The following is a 15694-nucleotide window of genomic DNA, read 5'->3' as shown; positions in this document are numbered from 1 at the left end:
AAAGAAAAACTAAATGACGTAGGAAACAGAACGACGACGCAAGCGTCCAGTTCTCGTTTATCTTTTTGGCCCAGTCCGTAGCCCGTATTCAGTTCAACCAAATACGGAGGCCCTAGTCCTTTCTATTATTTATCAAAATTGGTATAGGCCCTATTCTTCCGCAATTGTTTGCGGTAGTTGCTAGGGGTGGTGTGGTAGTATTGCTTGAACTGGCGGTTGAAGTTGGACAGGTTATTGAATCCAACTTCGGTGGCGATTTCTAGTACTGGTTTGAGGGTGTTAGTCAGGAGCTCGGTAGCGGCTCGCAGTCGGATTTGGATGATAAATTCCATACAGGAAGTTCCAGTTTGTTGCTTGAAGACTGTCATAAAGTGAGTTTTGGTATAGCCCATTCGGTCTGCCAGTTGTTCGATGGTTAAGTTGTCCGCATAGTGTTGCTGGATGTACTCAATCAACAACCGTAATTTTTCATTCTTCCGATACATATCATCGGTATTTTTTCGGACAATGTAGCGGTGGCGGTAGAGTAGGTAGAAGAGGTCAAATAGTCGGCTCTTGAGTGGTAGTTCAAAGTAGGGTGGCTGGTGTCTGACCAATTCGAAAATGGTTAGTAAGCACTGTCTGATTTCTGCATAGCCTGGGTCTTGGGCTTGGATGCGTGGAACACACTTGAAGACATCCGTCTGCAGGGGTTGGAGATAGAGCATGCTGGTTTTGTCCAAGTGAGAAGCCCCCAGCATATCCAGATGAAAGAGGAGGGTATCGGTCTCGTGCCCCCGTTGCTCAATCGGGTGAATGGAATGCGGAGCATTGGGCCGAATAAGGATAATATCACCAGCCTGACTATTGAAATAATCGTAGTCGATATGGTAGCGAGCTGTCCCTCCGTAAACATAGTTGATTTCAAATTCATTATGCCAATGAAAAAGAACATCAGGAATCCCGTTCATGACACTGGTGTGATAAAACTTGTAAGGCAATAATTGACTATCATAGTCAACAGCGTGTTTGAAGTTGTTATCCGTCAATGGTGGTTGCATACAATTCTCCAATTCATAGGATAGTATCATTATAGCATATTATTTGAGAAGAAAAGGGTTTCAAATCTGTTTATACTATATTTATCAGAAAAAAGATAAGGGAGAAACTTATGTCACGATTTCCAAAAAATTTCCTCTGGGGAGGAGCTATTGCAGCCAACCAGGCAGAAGGGGCCTATAATGTAGACGGACGCGGTTTGGTCCAGACAGACGTTACAACAGGAGGTTCTGTTAACAGCCCTCGCTATACAACCTACATTGACAAGGATGGCAAGCCAGGCAAGTATGCTTCTATGGGGCATGCTGGCGGACATCTGCCAGAAGGGGCAACCTATGCAGTCCTAGAAGACCATTATTATCCAAACCACAAGGCTGTGGATTTCTATCACCGCTACAAAGAAGACATCAAGCTCTTCGCTGAAATGGGCTATTCTGTTTTCCGCTTGTCGATTTCATGGGCACGGATTTTTCCAAATGGTGATGATGCAGAGCCAAACCAAGCAGGTCTTGATTTCTACCGTTCTGTTTTTGAAGAATGCCGCAAGTACGGTATTGAGCCGCTGGTTTCCATTTGGCACTTTGACACACCGCTTAGCCTAGAACAACGTTTCGGTGGCTGGAAAAACCGCAAACTTGTTGATTTCTATGTCAAGTATGCGGAAACCATTTTCAAGGAATACAAGGGCCTTGTTAAATACTGGTTGACCTTCAATGAAATCAACGGTGGCATCATGTTCTTGGACCTTTTTGGTGATGATATGACGGACCAGGATTACCAAGATGCTTACCAAAGCCTCCACCACCAGTTTGTTGCCTCTGCCAAGGCTGTTCAAATCGGGCATGAGATTGACCCAGAAAATAAAATCGGAAACATGATTTGTGGTATCACTTTCTACCCAGGCACCTGTGACCCAGCAGATATTCTTGCCAACCAACACGCTTGGGAGCAAAACATCTACTATTGTGGCGATGTGCAGGCCAAAGGAAAATACGGCACCTATGCCAAACGTCTCTGGGCAGAACACAATGTAGTAGTTGAAATGGCGGAGGACGACTTGGAAGTTCTGGCCAAAGGGAAAGTCGATATGTACACCTTCTCTTACTATATGTCAACCGTTGTCACCACTCACCAGTCAGATGATACAGTATCAGGCAACTTCTCTGCAGGTGCCAAAAACCCTTACTTGACTTACTCTGACTGGGGCTGGGCACACGATCCGTCTGGACTCCAATACTACCTTGAAAAAATGTACGACCGCTATGAAATTCCTCTCATGGTTGTGGAAAATGGCTTGGGAGCCTTTGATACGGTGGAAGAAGACGGCTCTATCCATGATGATTACCGCATCGACTACCATCGTGCCCATGTTAATGCCATGGCAGATGCTATTGCCAACGGCGTAGACTTGATTGCCTACACCACTTGGGGCTGTATCGACCTAGTATCAGCAGGAACAGGTGAAATGCGCAAACGCTACGGCTTTATCTACGTGGATATGGACGATGCTGGAAATGGAACACTTGACCGAACACCAAAAGATTCATTCTATTGGTACAAGAAAGTCATTGCCAGCAATGGTGAAGATGTGGAATAGGAAAGACGGCGATGTGCCGTTTTTCTTTAAGGAAGGAGTACAACATGAGGATCGAACATGTAGCAATCTACACTCAGGATTTGGAAGGTATGCGTAATTTCTTTGAAACCTATTTCCATGCTCAATCGAATCAACTCTACCATAATCAGAAAACCAGTTTCAAGTCCTATTTTCTTACCTTTGAAGACGGGGCTCGTTTGGAAATTATGACCAGAGACGATGTGGTAGACAAACCAAGCCAGCTCAATCATCTAGGTCTCATTCATCTAGCCTTTAGTCTAGGGAGTGAGGAAGCTGTGAATGAGTTGACAGAGCGACTCGTTGCAGCAGATTACCCACTTCTCAGTGGGCCAAGAGTAACTGGAGATGGTTACTACGAATCGTGTGTGCTGGGATTTGAAGGTGTTCAAATTGAGTTAACAGTGTAAAGGAACCAAGTAATGTCAGAAAAACAATTTCCAAAAGGATTTCTTTGGGGAGGTGCAACAGCAGCCAATCAGTTTGAGGGAGGATTCGGAGAAGGAGGGCGTGGCTTTGCGACTTCCGATACATCCCGTGCGGTTTCACCAGAGGAGCGTAAATCGATGGGGAGTGAGTTCACTACTCCGATGAATCGAGAAAAGCTCGAATTTGCAATGAATGATACGGAAGGGCTCTATCCTAAACGCTGGGGGTCAGATTTCTACCATCGTTATAAAGAAGATATTGCACTCTATGCGGAGATGGGCTTTAAAACCTTCCGACTTTCAATTGCTTGGCCACGTATTTTCCCGAAAGGTGATGAATTAGAGCCAAATGAAGAAGGCTTGGCATTCTACGACAAGGTCTTTGATGAACTCAATAAATACGGCATCGAACCATTGGTGACCCTTTCGCATTATGAATTCCCAGTTCATCTGGTGACGGAATATGGCGGTTGGAAGAACCGCAAAGTGATTGACTTCTTCGTTCGCTATGCAGAAACAGTTTTCAATCGTTACAAGGGCAAGGTCAAGTATTGGCTAACCTTCAATGAAATCAATATCCTTGGTATGACTGGTTATTTATCAGGCGGCTTGCTATTTGAAGATGGTCAGTTGCACTTGGACGAAATGTACCAAGCAGTCCACCATCAGTTTGTCGCTTCTAGTTTAGCAACAAAAGTTGCTCATGAGATTGATCCAGAAAACAAGGTTGGTTGTATGCTGGCCCGTATGGAAGCCTATCCAGCAACCTGTCATCCAGATGATATGATGCACGCGCTACAAAAAGACCAATCTAACCTTTTTTACTCGGATGTTCAAGTGCGTGGGGAGTATCCGCGTTACATGAATCGCTTCTTTAAGGAAAATAATATCACCATTCACTTTGAACCAGGCGATGAAGCGATTTTGAAACAACATCCCGTGGATTTCATGAGTTTTTCATACTATATGACCTCTGTTACCCGTCATCCAAATAATCAAACGCCAGAGCAAAAAGCGACAGCAGGAAACTTGATTCTAGGCGAAGCAAATCCATATCTGGAAGCCTCCGACTGGGGTTGGCAGATTGATCCTGTCGGCCTCCGTCTCACACTCAATAAACTCTACGACCGTTACCAAGTTCCTCTCTTCATTGTTGAAAATGGCCTAGGTGCCTTGGATACGGTTGAGAAGGATGGTTCAATTCACGATCATTATCGGATTGATTACCTTCGCAAACATGTGGAACAAATGTATGAAGCCATCGAAGATGGGGTAGAACTCATGGGTTACACCTGGTGGGGCTGCACGGACTTGGTTTCAGCTTCAACATCAGAAATGTCCAAACGATACGGTTTTGTTTATGTAGATGCGGATGACCAAGGAAATGGCAGCTTTGACCGTTCACGGAAGGATTCCTTCTTCTGGTATAAGGACCTTATCGCAAGTAATGGAGCAAGCATTTTGAATGACTAGGAGGTTCTATGGTAAAAACAATCTATTTGATGCGCCATGGGGAAACACTTTTTAACACCCAAGGTCGTGTACAGGGCGTCTGCGATTCTCCTTTGACGGAAAATGGCAGAGCGCAAGCACAGGCGGCTAAGAATTACTTTGCTGAGCAAGGTGTCCAGTTTGGTGCAGTCTATTCTTCCACACAGGAACGTGCGACAGATACTGCCAAGATTGTGTCAGGTCAGGAGAATGTCCAGCAATTAAAAGGGCTCAAAGAGATGGATTTCGGCATTTTCGAAGCACAACCTGAAATGCTTTTGCCCAAGTTTCGAAGAGGAGCCAATTCATTTGAAGACCTCTTGGTGCCTTTCGGAGGTGAGGATATTCGTACAGTCGGACAACGAGTAGCTCAGACGGTAGAAGAGACGGTGTCAGAACAGGATGAAAAAACGGTGTTGGCTGTCAGTCATGGTGCAGCCATGTGGGGTTTTATGTTGCACCACAAAATCGAACTTCCAGCTGATTTCCGATTTAGCAACTGTGCCATTTGCCAGTTAGAATGCGATGGGGACCAGATTCGCTTAGTCAAAGTAATCAATCCTGTCCTCAATCAAGTGATTGATTTGTAAGGAGGAGGAAAATGGCAACAAAATTGTACTTAATGCGCCATGGACAAACTCGGTTTAATCAACAAGGTCGGATTCAAGGGGCCTGTGATTCTCCCTTGACAGAACTGGGAAAAGAGCAAGCACTAGCTGCTCACCAGTATTTTCAAGAGCAAGGGATTGAGTTCGATAAAATCTATTCTTCAACCCAAGAACGTGCCTGTGACACAGCCGAATTGGTATCTGGAAGGACGGATTGTATTCGTTTGAAAGGCTTGAAAGAACAAGATTTTGGAGCCTTCGAGGGTCAACAGGAATATCTTAACCCTCCTCTCCAAGGAGATATTGGCTACGGTGATTACTTTGTCACCTTTGGAGGAGAATCTTATCAAGATGTCCGACAACGAATGGTCGAAACCATTGGGGGCATCATGAAAGAAGCTGACAATCAGTCTGTTTTAGTAGTTAGTCATGGAGCTGCCATAGCCCAATTTTTCAGACAGGTATTGACAGATTATCCGCAAGTTCGGATGCGTAATTGTGCTATATTGACCTTTGATTATGAAGATGGAAAGTATGACCTAGTCAGTGTCGTTGACCCTGTAAACAGAGAGGTTCTTTATCAACAGCAAAGCTAGGAAAAGGAGAAAAGATGACAGTAACAAAAGTATTTCCAGAAGGATTTTTATGGGGTGGTGCAACAGCTGCCAATCAATGCGAGGGTGCCTATGATGTGGACGGGCGTGGACTTGCCAATGTTGACGTAGTTCCAATTGGTGAAGACCGTGGTGCTATTATCACTGGTCGTAAGAAGATGTTTGATTTTGAGGATGGCTATTTCTACCCAGCCAAAGAGTCCATTGACATGTACCACCATTTCAAGGAGGATATTGCCCTCTTTGGTGAAATGGGCTTTAAGACCTATCGTCTATCCATCGCCTGGTCCCGTATTTTCCCTAAGGGAGACGAGCTAGAGCCGAACGAAAAAGGCCTGCAATTCTACGAAGACTTGTTCAAGGAGTGCCACAAGTACGGCATTGAGCCCCTTGTGACCATTACCCACTTTGACTGTCCAATGCACTTGATTGAGACCTACGGTGGCTGGCGCAATCGTAAGATGCTTGAATTTTACGAACGCCTGTGCCGTACCCTCTTCACACGCTACAAGGGTTTGGTCAAATATTGGCTGACCTTCAATGAGATCAACATGATTCTCCATGCACCATTTATGGGGGCGGGTCTCTATTTTGAAGAAGGTGAAAATGTGGAGCAGGTCAAATACCAAGCTGCCCACCACGAGCTTGTTGCCTCTGCCATTGCCACAAAATTGGCCCATGAAATTGACCCAGAAAACAAGGTTGGCTGTATGTTGGCCGCAGGTCAATACTACCCACACACCTGTCACCCACGTGATGTCTGGGAAGGTCTGCAAGAAGACCGTGAAAATTATTTCTTCATCGATGTTCAGGCGCGTGGCTATTATCCAAACTATGCCAAGAAGAAATGGGAACGTGCAGGCATTGAGATTGAAATGACCGACGAAGACCTATCCCTCCTGAAAGAGCATACGGTGGACTTCATTTCCTTCTCTTACTACTCTAGCCGTGTTGCATCTGGCGATCCAGCAGAGAAGGAAAAAACAGCAGGCAATATCTTTGCTTCCATTAAAAATCCTTACCTAGACGCATCGGAATGGGGCTGGCAGATTGATCCGCTTGGTTTCCGTATTACCCTCAACTCTATCTGGGATCGCTACCAAAAGCCACTCTTTGTGGTGGAAAATGGTCTGGGAGCAGTTGACACGCCAGATGAAAATGGCTATGTGGAAGACGATTACCGTATCGACTACCTCCGTCAACACGTCTTAGCTATGCGCGACGCCATTGTCGAAGATGGTGTGGAGCTCTTGGGCTACACCACTTGGGGCTGTATTGACCTAGTTTCTGCTGGAACTGGCGAAATGAAAAAACGCTACGGTTTCATTTATGTTGACCGGGACAATGAGGGAAATGGCACTCTCAAACGCTCTAAGAAAAAATCATTTGATTGGTATAAAAAAGTCATCGCTACAAACGGGGCGGATGTGGGATAAAATTTATTGAAAAGAAGCTGAATAATCTTCAGCTTCTCATTTTTTTATAGGTAAATACTGACGTGCTATCCGATTTTCTGGCTTACGATCGTGCAGATAGATGACGATGAGGAATAGCCATTCGGCTGGCTTCATCATCAAGTAGATCAGATCTGCCTGCCAGGCTGTGCGAATATGTTTGGAAATGGGATAGCCATATCGATCGTAGTTAGAACGGATACATCGATGCAGGCGTGGACATCTTTCTTCTAAAATTTGTTCAAAGGCATTGGCAATTTGTAGCTGACGGTTGACCACCACACGATGACCATGGCGTTCTCCCATGCGAATGGGTTTGACCAATTTGCGGTGTCCAGCGGCCCCCACTGTACAAAGGTAGTGTTCGTCATAGAAGGTGTTTGGTGGGGAGACTTTTTCCGATAAGGCCCAATCGCTGGTTTCTGACCACATTTGAAGCAGCTGGTCAGGTTTTTGACCAAAGAGAATGAGATAAGAGCCAAGAACTGCAAGATAGGGCAGGCTGAAGAAGAGCAACCAGATTGGCAGAGAAAGGCTTCTTTGCAGGAGAACAGAAAGTCTAGGAAAGCGTGGATTGCACTGCTTGGCTAAATCTTCTTGCCATAATTGAATGGTTTGTAAAATGGTCCGACTGTAAATAAGACAGATATTGAAGGGGACCAAACACAGATAGCTGTAGGTGAGTAAATCTGTTTCGATCAAACTAGAAAGTTGAATAGTCCACAAAATAGCAAAGACAAAACTTGGATACAGGCAGCTGATGAGGAGGGCCGTTAGGAGAGGGGAGAGGAGCTTAGTTTGGTTGATGTTCAGCACTAAATAAGCTAAAAGACCCATAAGAAGCAGGAAGAACTGCCCTGACCAGGCTTCTGTTTGAATGGGGCTGTGGATCTGTCTATTAACTAAGGTTTCTGTCCAATCGACGTAAACAACTTGGGCTTCATCAAGAGCTAGCCAACTCAGTACGATTCCAAAAAAGAATATCAAGCTATCATTGACCCAGAAAACGTATTCTTTTAATTGCTTTTTCAAGAGTGCCATAAAATGACAGATGTTTTTCCAGGTCAAATAAAGAGGAAGGATAAAGCAAATGATGGGAAGATTGATTATCCACATAAAAGGAACCAAGATACTTGAGATAATATAAATTTGCCAGAATAGTTTTAAGCGTTTATTCATGTTAACCTCCTTCCCTAGCCTACCATCATTTTTTAGAAAATTCAAGAATGGACAAGAAGAGTTTCAATACTTGCCTTTTGTTATCGTTTCCACTATAATAAAAATTAGTTAACAATAAAGGAGTTTTGCATGAAATATATTGTAAATAACAGCAATGACCCAGCCTACAACATTGCCTTAGAAGCCTATGCCTTCAAGGAATTAACAGATATCGACGAAATTTTTATCCTTTGGATTAATGAGCCTGCCATCATTATCGGTAAGCATCAGAATGCTATCCAAGAAATTAACAAGGAATATACAGATGCTCATGGTATCCATGTCGTTCGCCGTTTGTCCGGTGGTGGAGCGGTTTACCATGATTTAAACAATCTCAACTACACCATTATTTCAAATAAATCTGAAGAAGGTGCATTTGACTTTAAAACTTTCTCTAAGCCCGTTATCGATACTCTTGCAACACTCGGCGTAGAGGCTAACTTTACTGGTCGTAATGACCTGGAAATCGACGGCAAGAAAATCTGTGGTAACGCCCAAGCCTATGCCAAAGGTCGCATGATGCACCACGGTTGCCTGCTCTTTGATGTGGATATGTCAGTCCTCGCAAGTGCCCTCAAGGTCAGCAAGGACAAGATTGAATCCAAGGGTGTCAAGTCAGTCCGTGCCCGCGTAACCAACATCAACAACGAATTACCAGAGAAGATGACAGTCTTGGAGTTCAAGGACGCTATCCTCAATCAGATGAAGCAAGAATATCCAGAAATGGATGAATATGTGTTGACTGATGATGATTTGGCTCGTATCCAAGAAATCCGTGATACCCAGTTTGCGACATGGGATTGGACCTACGGTCAAACACCAGAATACACTGTGGAGCGTAGCGTACGTTACCCAGCTGGTAAAATCACAACCTACATCAAGGCTGAAAAATCTGTCATAGAATCTATCAAGATTTATGGAGACTTCTTCGGTATTGGTGATGTATCGGATATTGAAGATTTGCTGGTAGGCACTCGCTACGAATACGCAGATGTCCTAGCGAAACTCCAAGAAATCGATACAACACACTATTTCTCACGCATGACAACAGAAGAAGTAGCAAAAGCGATTGTAGCTTAATCCATAGGGCTGCCCTTTGTTTGGGCAGTCTTTATTTTTTGTGAAAATGTTTTCGGAAAACTGTTTTCTCTTGCACATTTTCTATATTATGGTATAATTATTTTCTGTGAGTATCCCTCACTTACTCGTGGCTAGACCATGAGTCATTAGACCAAAAGGAGGAACATATCAATGGCTAAATACGAAATTCTTTATATTATTCGTCCAAACATTGAAGAAGAAGCTAAAAACGCTTTGGTAGCACGCTTTGACTCTATCTTGACTGACAACGGTGCAACTATCGTTGAATCAAAAGCATGGGAAAAACGTCGCCTTGCATACGAAATCAAAGATTTCCGCGAAGGTTTGTACCACATCGTTAACGTTGAAGCTAACAACGATGAAGCTCTTAAAGAGTTTGACCGTTTGTCAAAAATCAACGGCGACATTCTTCGTCACATGATTGTCAAACTTGACGCGTAAGAAGGTGTTGTATGATTAATAATGTAGTATTGGTTGGTCGTATGACCCGTGATGCAGAACTTCGTTATACTCCGTCTAATCAAGCTGTTGCGACTTTTACTTTGGCGGTTAACCGCAATTTTAAAAATCAAAATGGTGAGCGTGAAGCGGACTTTATCAACGTAGTCATTTGGCGTCAACAAGCTGAGAATTTGGCGAATTGGGCTAAGAAAGGTGCTCTGATTGGTGTTACAGGTCGTATCCAGACTCGTAGCTATGACAATCAGCAAGGGCAACGTGTCTACGTTACTGAGGTAGTTGCAGAAAGTTTCCAACTCTTGGAAAGCCGTACTGCCCGTGAAGGTCAAGGTGGAGGCTATTCAGCTGGCAACTCGTTTGCTGGAGGAAATGACTATAACTCGCCTTATCAAGCGCCTGCACAATCTACACCAAACTTCGCTCGAGAAGAAAGTCCATTTGGAACAAGTAATCCAATGGACATATCAGACGATGACCTACCATTCTAGGTCTGAAACTAATAATATAAAGGAGAACACACATGGCTCAACAACGTCGTGGCGGTTTCAAACGCCGTAAAAAAGTTGACTATATCGCAGCTAACAAAATTGAATATGTTGATTACAAAGATACTGAGCTTCTTAGCCGTTTCATTTCTGAACGTGGAAAAATCCTTCCACGCCGTGTAACTGGAACTTCAGCTAAAAACCAACGTAAAGTAACAACAGCTATCAAACGTGCTCGCGTTATGGCTCTTTTACCATTCGTAAACGAAGATTAAAAAAATCGCCCTGTGTGGCGATTTTTTCTTGCGCTCTAGAAATGCGAAAAGCGCAATAACAGTATTGACTGTTTCAGTAGATTGCATAGACAAGTGACATCGAATAAAGTTCTCGGGCGATTTGATAGCTGGACTGTATAGATAAACAAAGCGACTGGAATATTCCAATCGCTTTGTTTTATTATTGAACTGGGGACATAGCATTGCGAATGTTATATTTCTTTTTCAAGAGGTAGCGTGCACCGAAAGCAGCAGCTCCGATAAGAATAGTAACAAGCGGAGGGAGAACTGGGTTAAATGCGGCTGGAATCAGTGCTGCTAGAATGAAAACGACTGACCAAGCCAGCGTAGCAAGTCCAAGAAAAGCGATAGCTTTCAGCAATTTAGGACGTTGCCCAGTTTTAATTTGTTCTCTGTAAACGAAATGGTACATCAAGTACATCCCTGCACCAACACCGAAACCGATGACAAATAAGGTTAATAGCCCATACTGTGCACCTTGGCCAAAAAGATTCATCAAACCATTGATACCAGCAATAATTGCAAGCATGACAAGACTAGAATCTAGCCACATCAACCATGGATTTTCATTGTATTCCACTTGGTCTTTCTTTTCCTGTTCAGAAATTGTCTTACTAGCAGCCCACTCACTTGGTGCTCCATAGAGATTGCGGGCAGTCACGCCGGTTTTTTGCTTTTCAATGATAGTTGGTAAAATTTCTTCCAAGAGTTCTTTGATTTCGCTATCAGACTTTCCATCTTTAATCAGTTGGTTGGTCGCAATATGGATAAATTCTTGGTTCTTTTTTGTTAATCCGTTGATTTCTGTAAATGACATGTTAATCTCCTTAGGTTAAAACCATCTCTTACGGATGAAGTAGAAGGTAAGTGATAGGCTGATTGCAAATGCGAAGAGGATAATCCACCAAAAAGCATAGGGAATATCGTTAAAAGGAATGATGTTGTCCTTAAAGTTCATACCGTATGCAGAGAAGACCATGGTTGGGATAGAGAGAACGATTGTCACTAATGCCAAGGTTTTCATGATGGTATTCTGGTTGTTAGAAATGATAGAAGCAAAGGCATGGGTCATAGAGTTCAGGATGGAACCATAGATGTCTGCCATCTCAATGGCCTGTTGGGTTTCGACCAAGGTATCTTCAAGCAAATCCTCATCCTCTTCATACTTACGGAGTAGACGTGAGGAACTAGCAAGTTTTTTGACCAAACGCTCATTGGTTTTGAGGGAAGCCTTGAAGTAGACGATGGTTTTTTCCAATTCCATGAGTACAATTAATTCTTCATTTCGAGTAGCCTCATGGAGTTGCTTCTCAATCTCTTCGCTCTTTCTGTCAATGGTCCGTAGGGCTGACAAGTAGAGTTGAGCATTGCGGTAGAGAATTTGGAAAACGAAACGAGACTTCATGAAAGTGAAGAAATTCCGTAGACGACGATGGATAAACTGCTCAAACAGTGGCAGTGGTTCCAAACAAGTCGTGATAATCGCATCATCTGTTAGAATAATTCCCAAAGGAATAGTAATATAATATGTCTTGTTGTTTCGTTCTTCAAGAATTGGGACGTCGACCAGGATGAGTGTATAGTCATCTTCGACGGTGATACGAGAGGATTCTTCCGCATCGAGCGGTGCTCGCAGGTCAGCGATGTCAATCTTATAGTGTTCAGCCACTTCCATAGACTCGCTCTGGGAGGGGTTGACCAAATTAATCCAAGCCCCTGGTTCAAAGGTTTGGATTTCTTCTAAATCAGTCATGGTTGATAGAAAAATTTGTTTCATATCTTTGCCCTCCTTTTATCTTTGTTGCGTTAACGCAACCTCTATTATACCAAAAAATGTGCAGTTTCGGAAAGGTTTTATATAGAAATGTGTTATAATAGATTTAAGAATTTTAGATATGCTCAGATGTGATAAAATCAACGTTTTCCCGTTATTGTAATCGTGGTTTAGAGGTCGAATATTTATCTAAATGTATCTAAAATCAAAAACAGTCGGGGAATTCGTCGGGGAATTTCCCGGCTATTTTATTGCCCGCATGAAGCTATCGGAAATACTTTCTGCTACCTCGTCTTGGATATGGGTGTACTTTTGAGTCATATAGCTAGTTGAATGGCCGAGAGCGGCGGCCATGTGTTCAATGGGTACTTTGGCAATTTGTGCCTGGGTCGTAAAGAAGTGCCTCATCATATGAGGTGTGACATGGATGCCACAAACTTGACTAACTCTAGAGAATAAATTATTTACATATGAGATACGGATTGGCTTACCTTTAAGATGTGATTTCCCCCATTTATAGTCGGAAATAAAAAGAAAATCATCAGGGCCTAATATCCGACCGTGCTTTCTGGCGATTCGGTGTGATTCTGTAATAGCTTTGTCTAAATATTGAGAAGTTTCCAAGTCAAATAGACAATATCGACTTGATTTCTCGGTTTTCATGCCACCACCATTTGGGCGTTTTTCAGTACGAGATTCTTTTAATTCAAGCAAGTAACGCCCGTCCTCACGTTTGGTTAATCTTCCGAGTTGGATTCCGGTATCCTCACTACGACGTAATCCGTGGTAGGTGACGCGGATTATCGCATATTGATAATCATCGCAAATTTCTCTTGCTGTTTTATCCCAAATTTTAAATTTTTCCAACGGGAGTCTTTTATTTTTGGGTTGTTTCGCACTTGATCCAATATCAATTTTGTCAATAGGATTGTCATTGATGATTTTACTATTCTTTGCATGGTTCATCATAGCATTAAAGATACCATGAAGTTGGACAACTGTATGTTTTCTAAGGTCGTTCAATAGCGAGTTAATGTATTCCTCGTATTCATTCCTATTTATGTCTTTCAATTTCGTTTTGCCATAGCGTGGCTTAAACCGATAGTTGTACACATTATTTTTAACATATTCAGTATCTGGTCCCCAACGACCAGTTTTCAGCCTGTTTTCGCAGTATATTTCCCAATACTGGTCGCAAGTAAGGTTTTTGTTGATGTCAAACTCATTCTCAGCAATTTGCCGTTCGATTTCGGCAAGCGCTGCACGAGCTTCAGCAATCGTCTTGAGACCGCTTTTGTTGGCCTCTTTTTTCTTGCCGTTTAGGTAATACCCACGGCGGATGTGGTATCTTTTCCCTTTGGCAGTTTCATACCAAAAGATATTTGGGTAGTTTGTTTTATTGTATTTCATTTTTAATTTCCTTTCAGTTTGTTACCCTCTGGACAAGGAATTTTACTGCTAGGATGTTGGCATCACCTCCTTTGATATGATATAATAGAGTACGCAAAAGGTCCGGCTGATAGCTGGTCTTTGCTTATTAGGTTACCCTGCACTTCGGCTTTGGTCGGTTGGAAGTGTGGGGATTTTTTGTTATTCAGAATTTAATTTTATGCTTTCGTAATACTGTTCCGCAACTGCTAAATCAGTAAAATGTACGGTATTGTTGTATTCTTTATGTACAAGTTCTTTAATTTCTTGCAAGTCAACTTTAAAGAACTCTTTACGTGGGTTAACTTTATTCACTTCTTTGTCTCTGAAATAATTGTGAAGCGTATTCTCTAGAGCAGGAGCGTCCTCACTAAAGATCAGAGCATGGACATCAAACGGAAACGGAACAGAAGCGCTACTTAATTCATTAATACGGTCCATCGGTTCTAATCTTCTTGTCATACCTATTTTGTAGACATTTTGACCGAATGAACCTATATTGGAAATAACGTAAACAAAACCAGCTCGTGTATTGCTTTCACGTTTGAGAACATCATTCTTATCTTTTTCAAGCTCCTTGATTTTATCCTCAAGTTTGATGTTTAGCGTTAAATGCTTTAATACGTTCGTTCATTGCGATTAATTCGGCTGTTAAGTTTGTCATGATATTTACCTCTTTCTTATGCGTATAGTGCTTTAGCCATTTGTGATAAATCTCTTAGATATGCATAGAACTCTTCAAGTAGTTCCTCTTCGTTGCCGTGGTCAGCAACTTCATCAAAATAGGCTTTCATTTCGTTGTCAAATGTTTCGAAATAAGTGGTTAGCATTTGTTTTACAGGATAATCTCTATGTTCTGTTGCTAGGTTGTAGAAGTTTTCTTTTGCTTTGATAGCGTTTGTTAAATGTTTCATAGTTTGTACCTTCTTTCTCTTTTTGAGGTGCGCAAAAAGCGTACTTGACTAGACCAAGCACGCATGATACAATATTAGTATCTTACATGCTTAGCGTGTGAGGTGTTCAGTCTAGTTTGTGCAAAGTTTGGCGATGGAGCACTTGCTAGACTTTTTTATTTACTGCATTTAGTAATATATCTGTTAGAGATATGCCTTTTTCTTTAGCGTATCCTTTAATAGTTTCACGTTCTTGTTCCGTGACTGCAATGGTTATATTTTTATTTCTAACCTTTCCTGTTGCAGGTCGTCCTCTTGGTCGTTTCTTTTCTTGCATTGGTTTACCTCTTATGATATAATATTTACAAGGATAGCAAGCGGAAGAGGTTCCGCCTGCTTTGTGAGGTTTAGAGATGTTTTATTATCTCCAAAATGATTTGGGCAACGATTTGAAAGAATCTAGCTATTGCAGTAGCAAGTTCAATCAGTTTGAGATGGTCAACATCTCTTTTCTTTTGCCTTTTCAAGAGCCTCACCCCCTTTCCTTGTATAGTAGGGGCGAAAGTTGTTTGATTAACTTTCTGACATTATTCTAGCATGTGCTCAAAATCATGTCAAGCGTTTTTGTGCAATTTTTTAAAATTTTTTTTCGAATCGCTCAGAATGAAAGTTCTATAATGAAGTTAGCCACCTTACCTTAGTCAAGAATTAGATGTTTCACTATGTTTGAGTAAGTTGATGATTTCATTTGATAACAGGTTTGAAGCTGTTAGGCTAGGTGGCCAAGGCTAA

The 15694-nt window shown here is 42.4% G+C and carries 17 protein-coding genes and 1 pseudogene; 10 read left to right on the top strand and 8 right to left on the bottom strand.

Annotation, left to right across the window (positions count from 1 at the left end):
- Positions 1-125: 125 nt before the first annotated feature.
- Positions 126-1040 (bottom strand): AraC family transcriptional regulator, encoded by a 915-nt coding sequence (locus K5Q34_RS08135; protein WP_105119149.1) that lies wholly within the window; start codon positions 1038-1040, stop codon positions 126-128.
- Between the two features lie 110 nt (positions 1041-1150).
- Here K5Q34_RS08135 and K5Q34_RS08130 point away from each other — a divergent pair, with 110 nt between their 5' ends.
- From K5Q34_RS08130 to K5Q34_RS08105, 6 genes are read left to right on the top strand one after another with little or no spacing between them, the layout of a single operon-like run.
- Entirely contained in the window at positions 1151-2635 is a 1485-nt protein-coding gene (locus K5Q34_RS08130) for a family 1 glycosylhydrolase (RefSeq protein WP_202846749.1), read from the top strand.
- A 44-nt stretch (positions 2636-2679) separates the two neighbouring features.
- Positions 2680-3063, top strand: a complete 384-nt coding sequence (locus K5Q34_RS08125; RefSeq protein ID WP_105134652.1) for a VOC family protein — start codon at positions 2680-2682, stop codon at positions 3061-3063.
- Between the two features lie 12 nt (positions 3064-3075).
- On the top strand, positions 3076-4554 hold the full coding sequence (locus K5Q34_RS08120; RefSeq protein ID WP_221864825.1) for a 6-phospho-beta-glucosidase: 1479 nt from the start codon (positions 3076-3078) through the stop codon (positions 4552-4554).
- Positions 4555-4562: 8 nt separating this feature from the next.
- Positions 4563-5162 carry a histidine phosphatase family protein gene (locus tag K5Q34_RS08115; protein WP_221864824.1) on the top strand — a complete coding sequence of 200 codons (600 nt, stop codon included), beginning with the start codon at positions 4563-4565 and terminating at the stop codon, positions 5160-5162.
- 11 nt (positions 5163-5173) lie between these two features.
- On the top strand, positions 5174-5776 hold the full coding sequence (locus tag K5Q34_RS08110; protein ID WP_221864823.1) for a histidine phosphatase family protein: 603 nt from the start codon (positions 5174-5176) through the stop codon (positions 5774-5776).
- A 14-nt stretch (positions 5777-5790) separates the two neighbouring features.
- Positions 5791-7230, top strand: a complete 1440-nt coding sequence (locus tag K5Q34_RS08105; protein ID WP_221864822.1) for a 6-phospho-beta-glucosidase — start codon at positions 5791-5793, stop codon at positions 7228-7230.
- 36 nt (positions 7231-7266) lie between these two features.
- Here K5Q34_RS08105 and K5Q34_RS08100 read toward each other — a convergent pair whose 3' ends face one another.
- A complete protein-coding gene (locus K5Q34_RS08100; protein ID WP_221864821.1) occupies positions 7267-8427 on the bottom strand; it encodes a DUF6688 family protein in 1161 nt (386 codons plus the stop codon).
- 129 nt (positions 8428-8556) lie between these two features.
- Between K5Q34_RS08100 and K5Q34_RS08095 the strand changes: the two genes are divergently transcribed.
- The 4 genes from K5Q34_RS08095 to rpsR all read left to right on the top strand — a co-directional run bounded on the left by K5Q34_RS08095 (position 8557) and on the right by rpsR (position 10786).
- Positions 8557-9546, top strand: a complete 990-nt coding sequence (locus K5Q34_RS08095; protein ID WP_208498130.1) for a lipoate--protein ligase — start codon at positions 8557-8559, stop codon at positions 9544-9546.
- A 171-nt stretch (positions 9547-9717) separates the two neighbouring features.
- The gene (rpsF, locus tag K5Q34_RS08090) at positions 9718-10008 is read left to right on the top strand and encodes a 30S ribosomal protein S6 (RefSeq protein ID WP_002942403.1); all 291 of its coding nucleotides are present in this window, start codon (positions 9718-9720) and stop codon (positions 10006-10008) included.
- An 11-nt stretch (positions 10009-10019) separates the two neighbouring features.
- On the top strand, positions 10020-10514 hold the full coding sequence (locus K5Q34_RS08085) for a single-stranded DNA-binding protein (RefSeq protein WP_015647334.1): 495 nt from the start codon (positions 10020-10022) through the stop codon (positions 10512-10514).
- 32 nt (positions 10515-10546) lie between these two features.
- Positions 10547-10786 carry a 30S ribosomal protein S18 gene (rpsR, locus tag K5Q34_RS08080; protein ID WP_002939250.1) on the top strand — a complete coding sequence of 80 codons (240 nt, stop codon included), beginning with the start codon at positions 10547-10549 and terminating at the stop codon, positions 10784-10786.
- Positions 10787-10967: 181 nt separating this feature from the next.
- On the opposite strand, the gene K5Q34_RS08075 is transcribed toward rpsR, so the two are convergent.
- The 6 genes and pseudogenes from K5Q34_RS08075 to K5Q34_RS08050 all read right to left on the bottom strand — a co-directional run bounded on the left by K5Q34_RS08075 (position 10968) and on the right by K5Q34_RS08050 (position 15239).
- A complete protein-coding gene (locus K5Q34_RS08075) occupies positions 10968-11624 on the bottom strand; it encodes a DUF1129 domain-containing protein (protein WP_221864820.1) in 657 nt (218 codons plus the stop codon).
- 15 nt (positions 11625-11639) lie between these two features.
- Positions 11640-12584, bottom strand: coding sequence for a magnesium transporter CorA family protein (locus K5Q34_RS08070; RefSeq protein WP_002939248.1), 945 nt, complete (start codon positions 12582-12584; stop codon positions 11640-11642).
- A gap of 240 nt (positions 12585-12824) precedes the next feature.
- The gene (locus tag K5Q34_RS08065; protein ID WP_172115647.1) at positions 12825-13991 is read right to left on the bottom strand and encodes a site-specific integrase; all 1167 of its coding nucleotides are present in this window, start codon (positions 13989-13991) and stop codon (positions 12825-12827) included.
- Between the two features lie 180 nt (positions 13992-14171).
- Positions 14172-14606 (bottom strand): annotated as a pseudogene (locus K5Q34_RS08060) (GIY-YIG nuclease family protein); the annotation flags it as partial.
- Positions 14607-14689: 83 nt separating this feature from the next.
- Complete coding sequence (locus K5Q34_RS08055; RefSeq protein ID WP_172115646.1) at positions 14690-14923, bottom strand: hypothetical protein; 234 nt, start codon at positions 14921-14923, stop codon at positions 14690-14692.
- Positions 14924-15068: 145 nt separating this feature from the next.
- Positions 15069-15239, bottom strand: coding sequence for a hypothetical protein (locus K5Q34_RS08050; RefSeq protein WP_171993035.1), 171 nt, complete (start codon positions 15237-15239; stop codon positions 15069-15071).
- Positions 15240-15694: the final 455 nt, after the last annotated feature.

It is taken from the genome of Streptococcus sp. 2018110 (assembly GCF_019754115.1).
GTDB lineage: Bacteria > Bacillota > Bacilli > Lactobacillales > Streptococcaceae > Streptococcus > Streptococcus hashimotonensis.
Note: the sequence above shows the minus strand (reverse complement) of the source record. Positions and strands in the feature narration are given on the sequence as shown.

Bases quoted from the DNA above. Each gene is read 5' to 3' on its own strand.
- K5Q34_RS08065 (WP_172115647.1), bottom strand. From the start codon at position 13,991: ATGAAATACAATAAAACAAACTACCCAAATATCTTTTGGTATGAAACT.
- K5Q34_RS08135 (WP_105119149.1), bottom strand. From the start codon at position 1,040: ATGCAACCACCATTGACGGATAACAACTTCAAACACGCTGTTGACTAT.
- rpsF (WP_002942403.1), top strand. From the start codon at position 9,718: ATGGCTAAATACGAAATTCTTTATATTATTCGTCCAAACATTGAAGAA.
- K5Q34_RS08050 (WP_171993035.1), bottom strand. From the start codon at position 15,239: ATGCAAGAAAAGAAACGACCAAGAGGACGACCTGCAACAGGAAAGGTT.
- K5Q34_RS08070 (WP_002939248.1), bottom strand. From the start codon at position 12,584: ATGAAACAAATTTTTCTATCAACCATGACTGATTTAGAAGAAATCCAA.
- K5Q34_RS08125 (WP_105134652.1), top strand. From the start codon at position 2,680: ATGAGGATCGAACATGTAGCAATCTACACTCAGGATTTGGAAGGTATG.
- K5Q34_RS08110 (WP_221864823.1), top strand. From the start codon at position 5,174: ATGGCAACAAAATTGTACTTAATGCGCCATGGACAAACTCGGTTTAAT.
- K5Q34_RS08085 (WP_015647334.1), top strand. From the start codon at position 10,020: ATGATTAATAATGTAGTATTGGTTGGTCGTATGACCCGTGATGCAGAA.
- K5Q34_RS08075 (WP_221864820.1), bottom strand. From the start codon at position 11,624: ATGTCATTTACAGAAATCAACGGATTAACAAAAAAGAACCAAGAATTT.
- K5Q34_RS08105 (WP_221864822.1), top strand. From the start codon at position 5,791: ATGACAGTAACAAAAGTATTTCCAGAAGGATTTTTATGGGGTGGTGCA.
- rpsR (WP_002939250.1), top strand. From the start codon at position 10,547: ATGGCTCAACAACGTCGTGGCGGTTTCAAACGCCGTAAAAAAGTTGAC.
- K5Q34_RS08095 (WP_208498130.1), top strand. From the start codon at position 8,557: ATGAAATATATTGTAAATAACAGCAATGACCCAGCCTACAACATTGCC.
- K5Q34_RS08120 (WP_221864825.1), top strand. From the start codon at position 3,076: ATGTCAGAAAAACAATTTCCAAAAGGATTTCTTTGGGGAGGTGCAACA.
- K5Q34_RS08115 (WP_221864824.1), top strand. From the start codon at position 4,563: ATGGTAAAAACAATCTATTTGATGCGCCATGGGGAAACACTTTTTAAC.
- K5Q34_RS08130 (WP_202846749.1), top strand. From the start codon at position 1,151: ATGTCACGATTTCCAAAAAATTTCCTCTGGGGAGGAGCTATTGCAGCC.
- K5Q34_RS08100 (WP_221864821.1), bottom strand. From the start codon at position 8,427: ATGAATAAACGCTTAAAACTATTCTGGCAAATTTATATTATCTCAAGT.
- K5Q34_RS08055 (WP_172115646.1), bottom strand. From the start codon at position 14,923: ATGAAACATTTAACAAACGCTATCAAAGCAAAAGAAAACTTCTACAAC.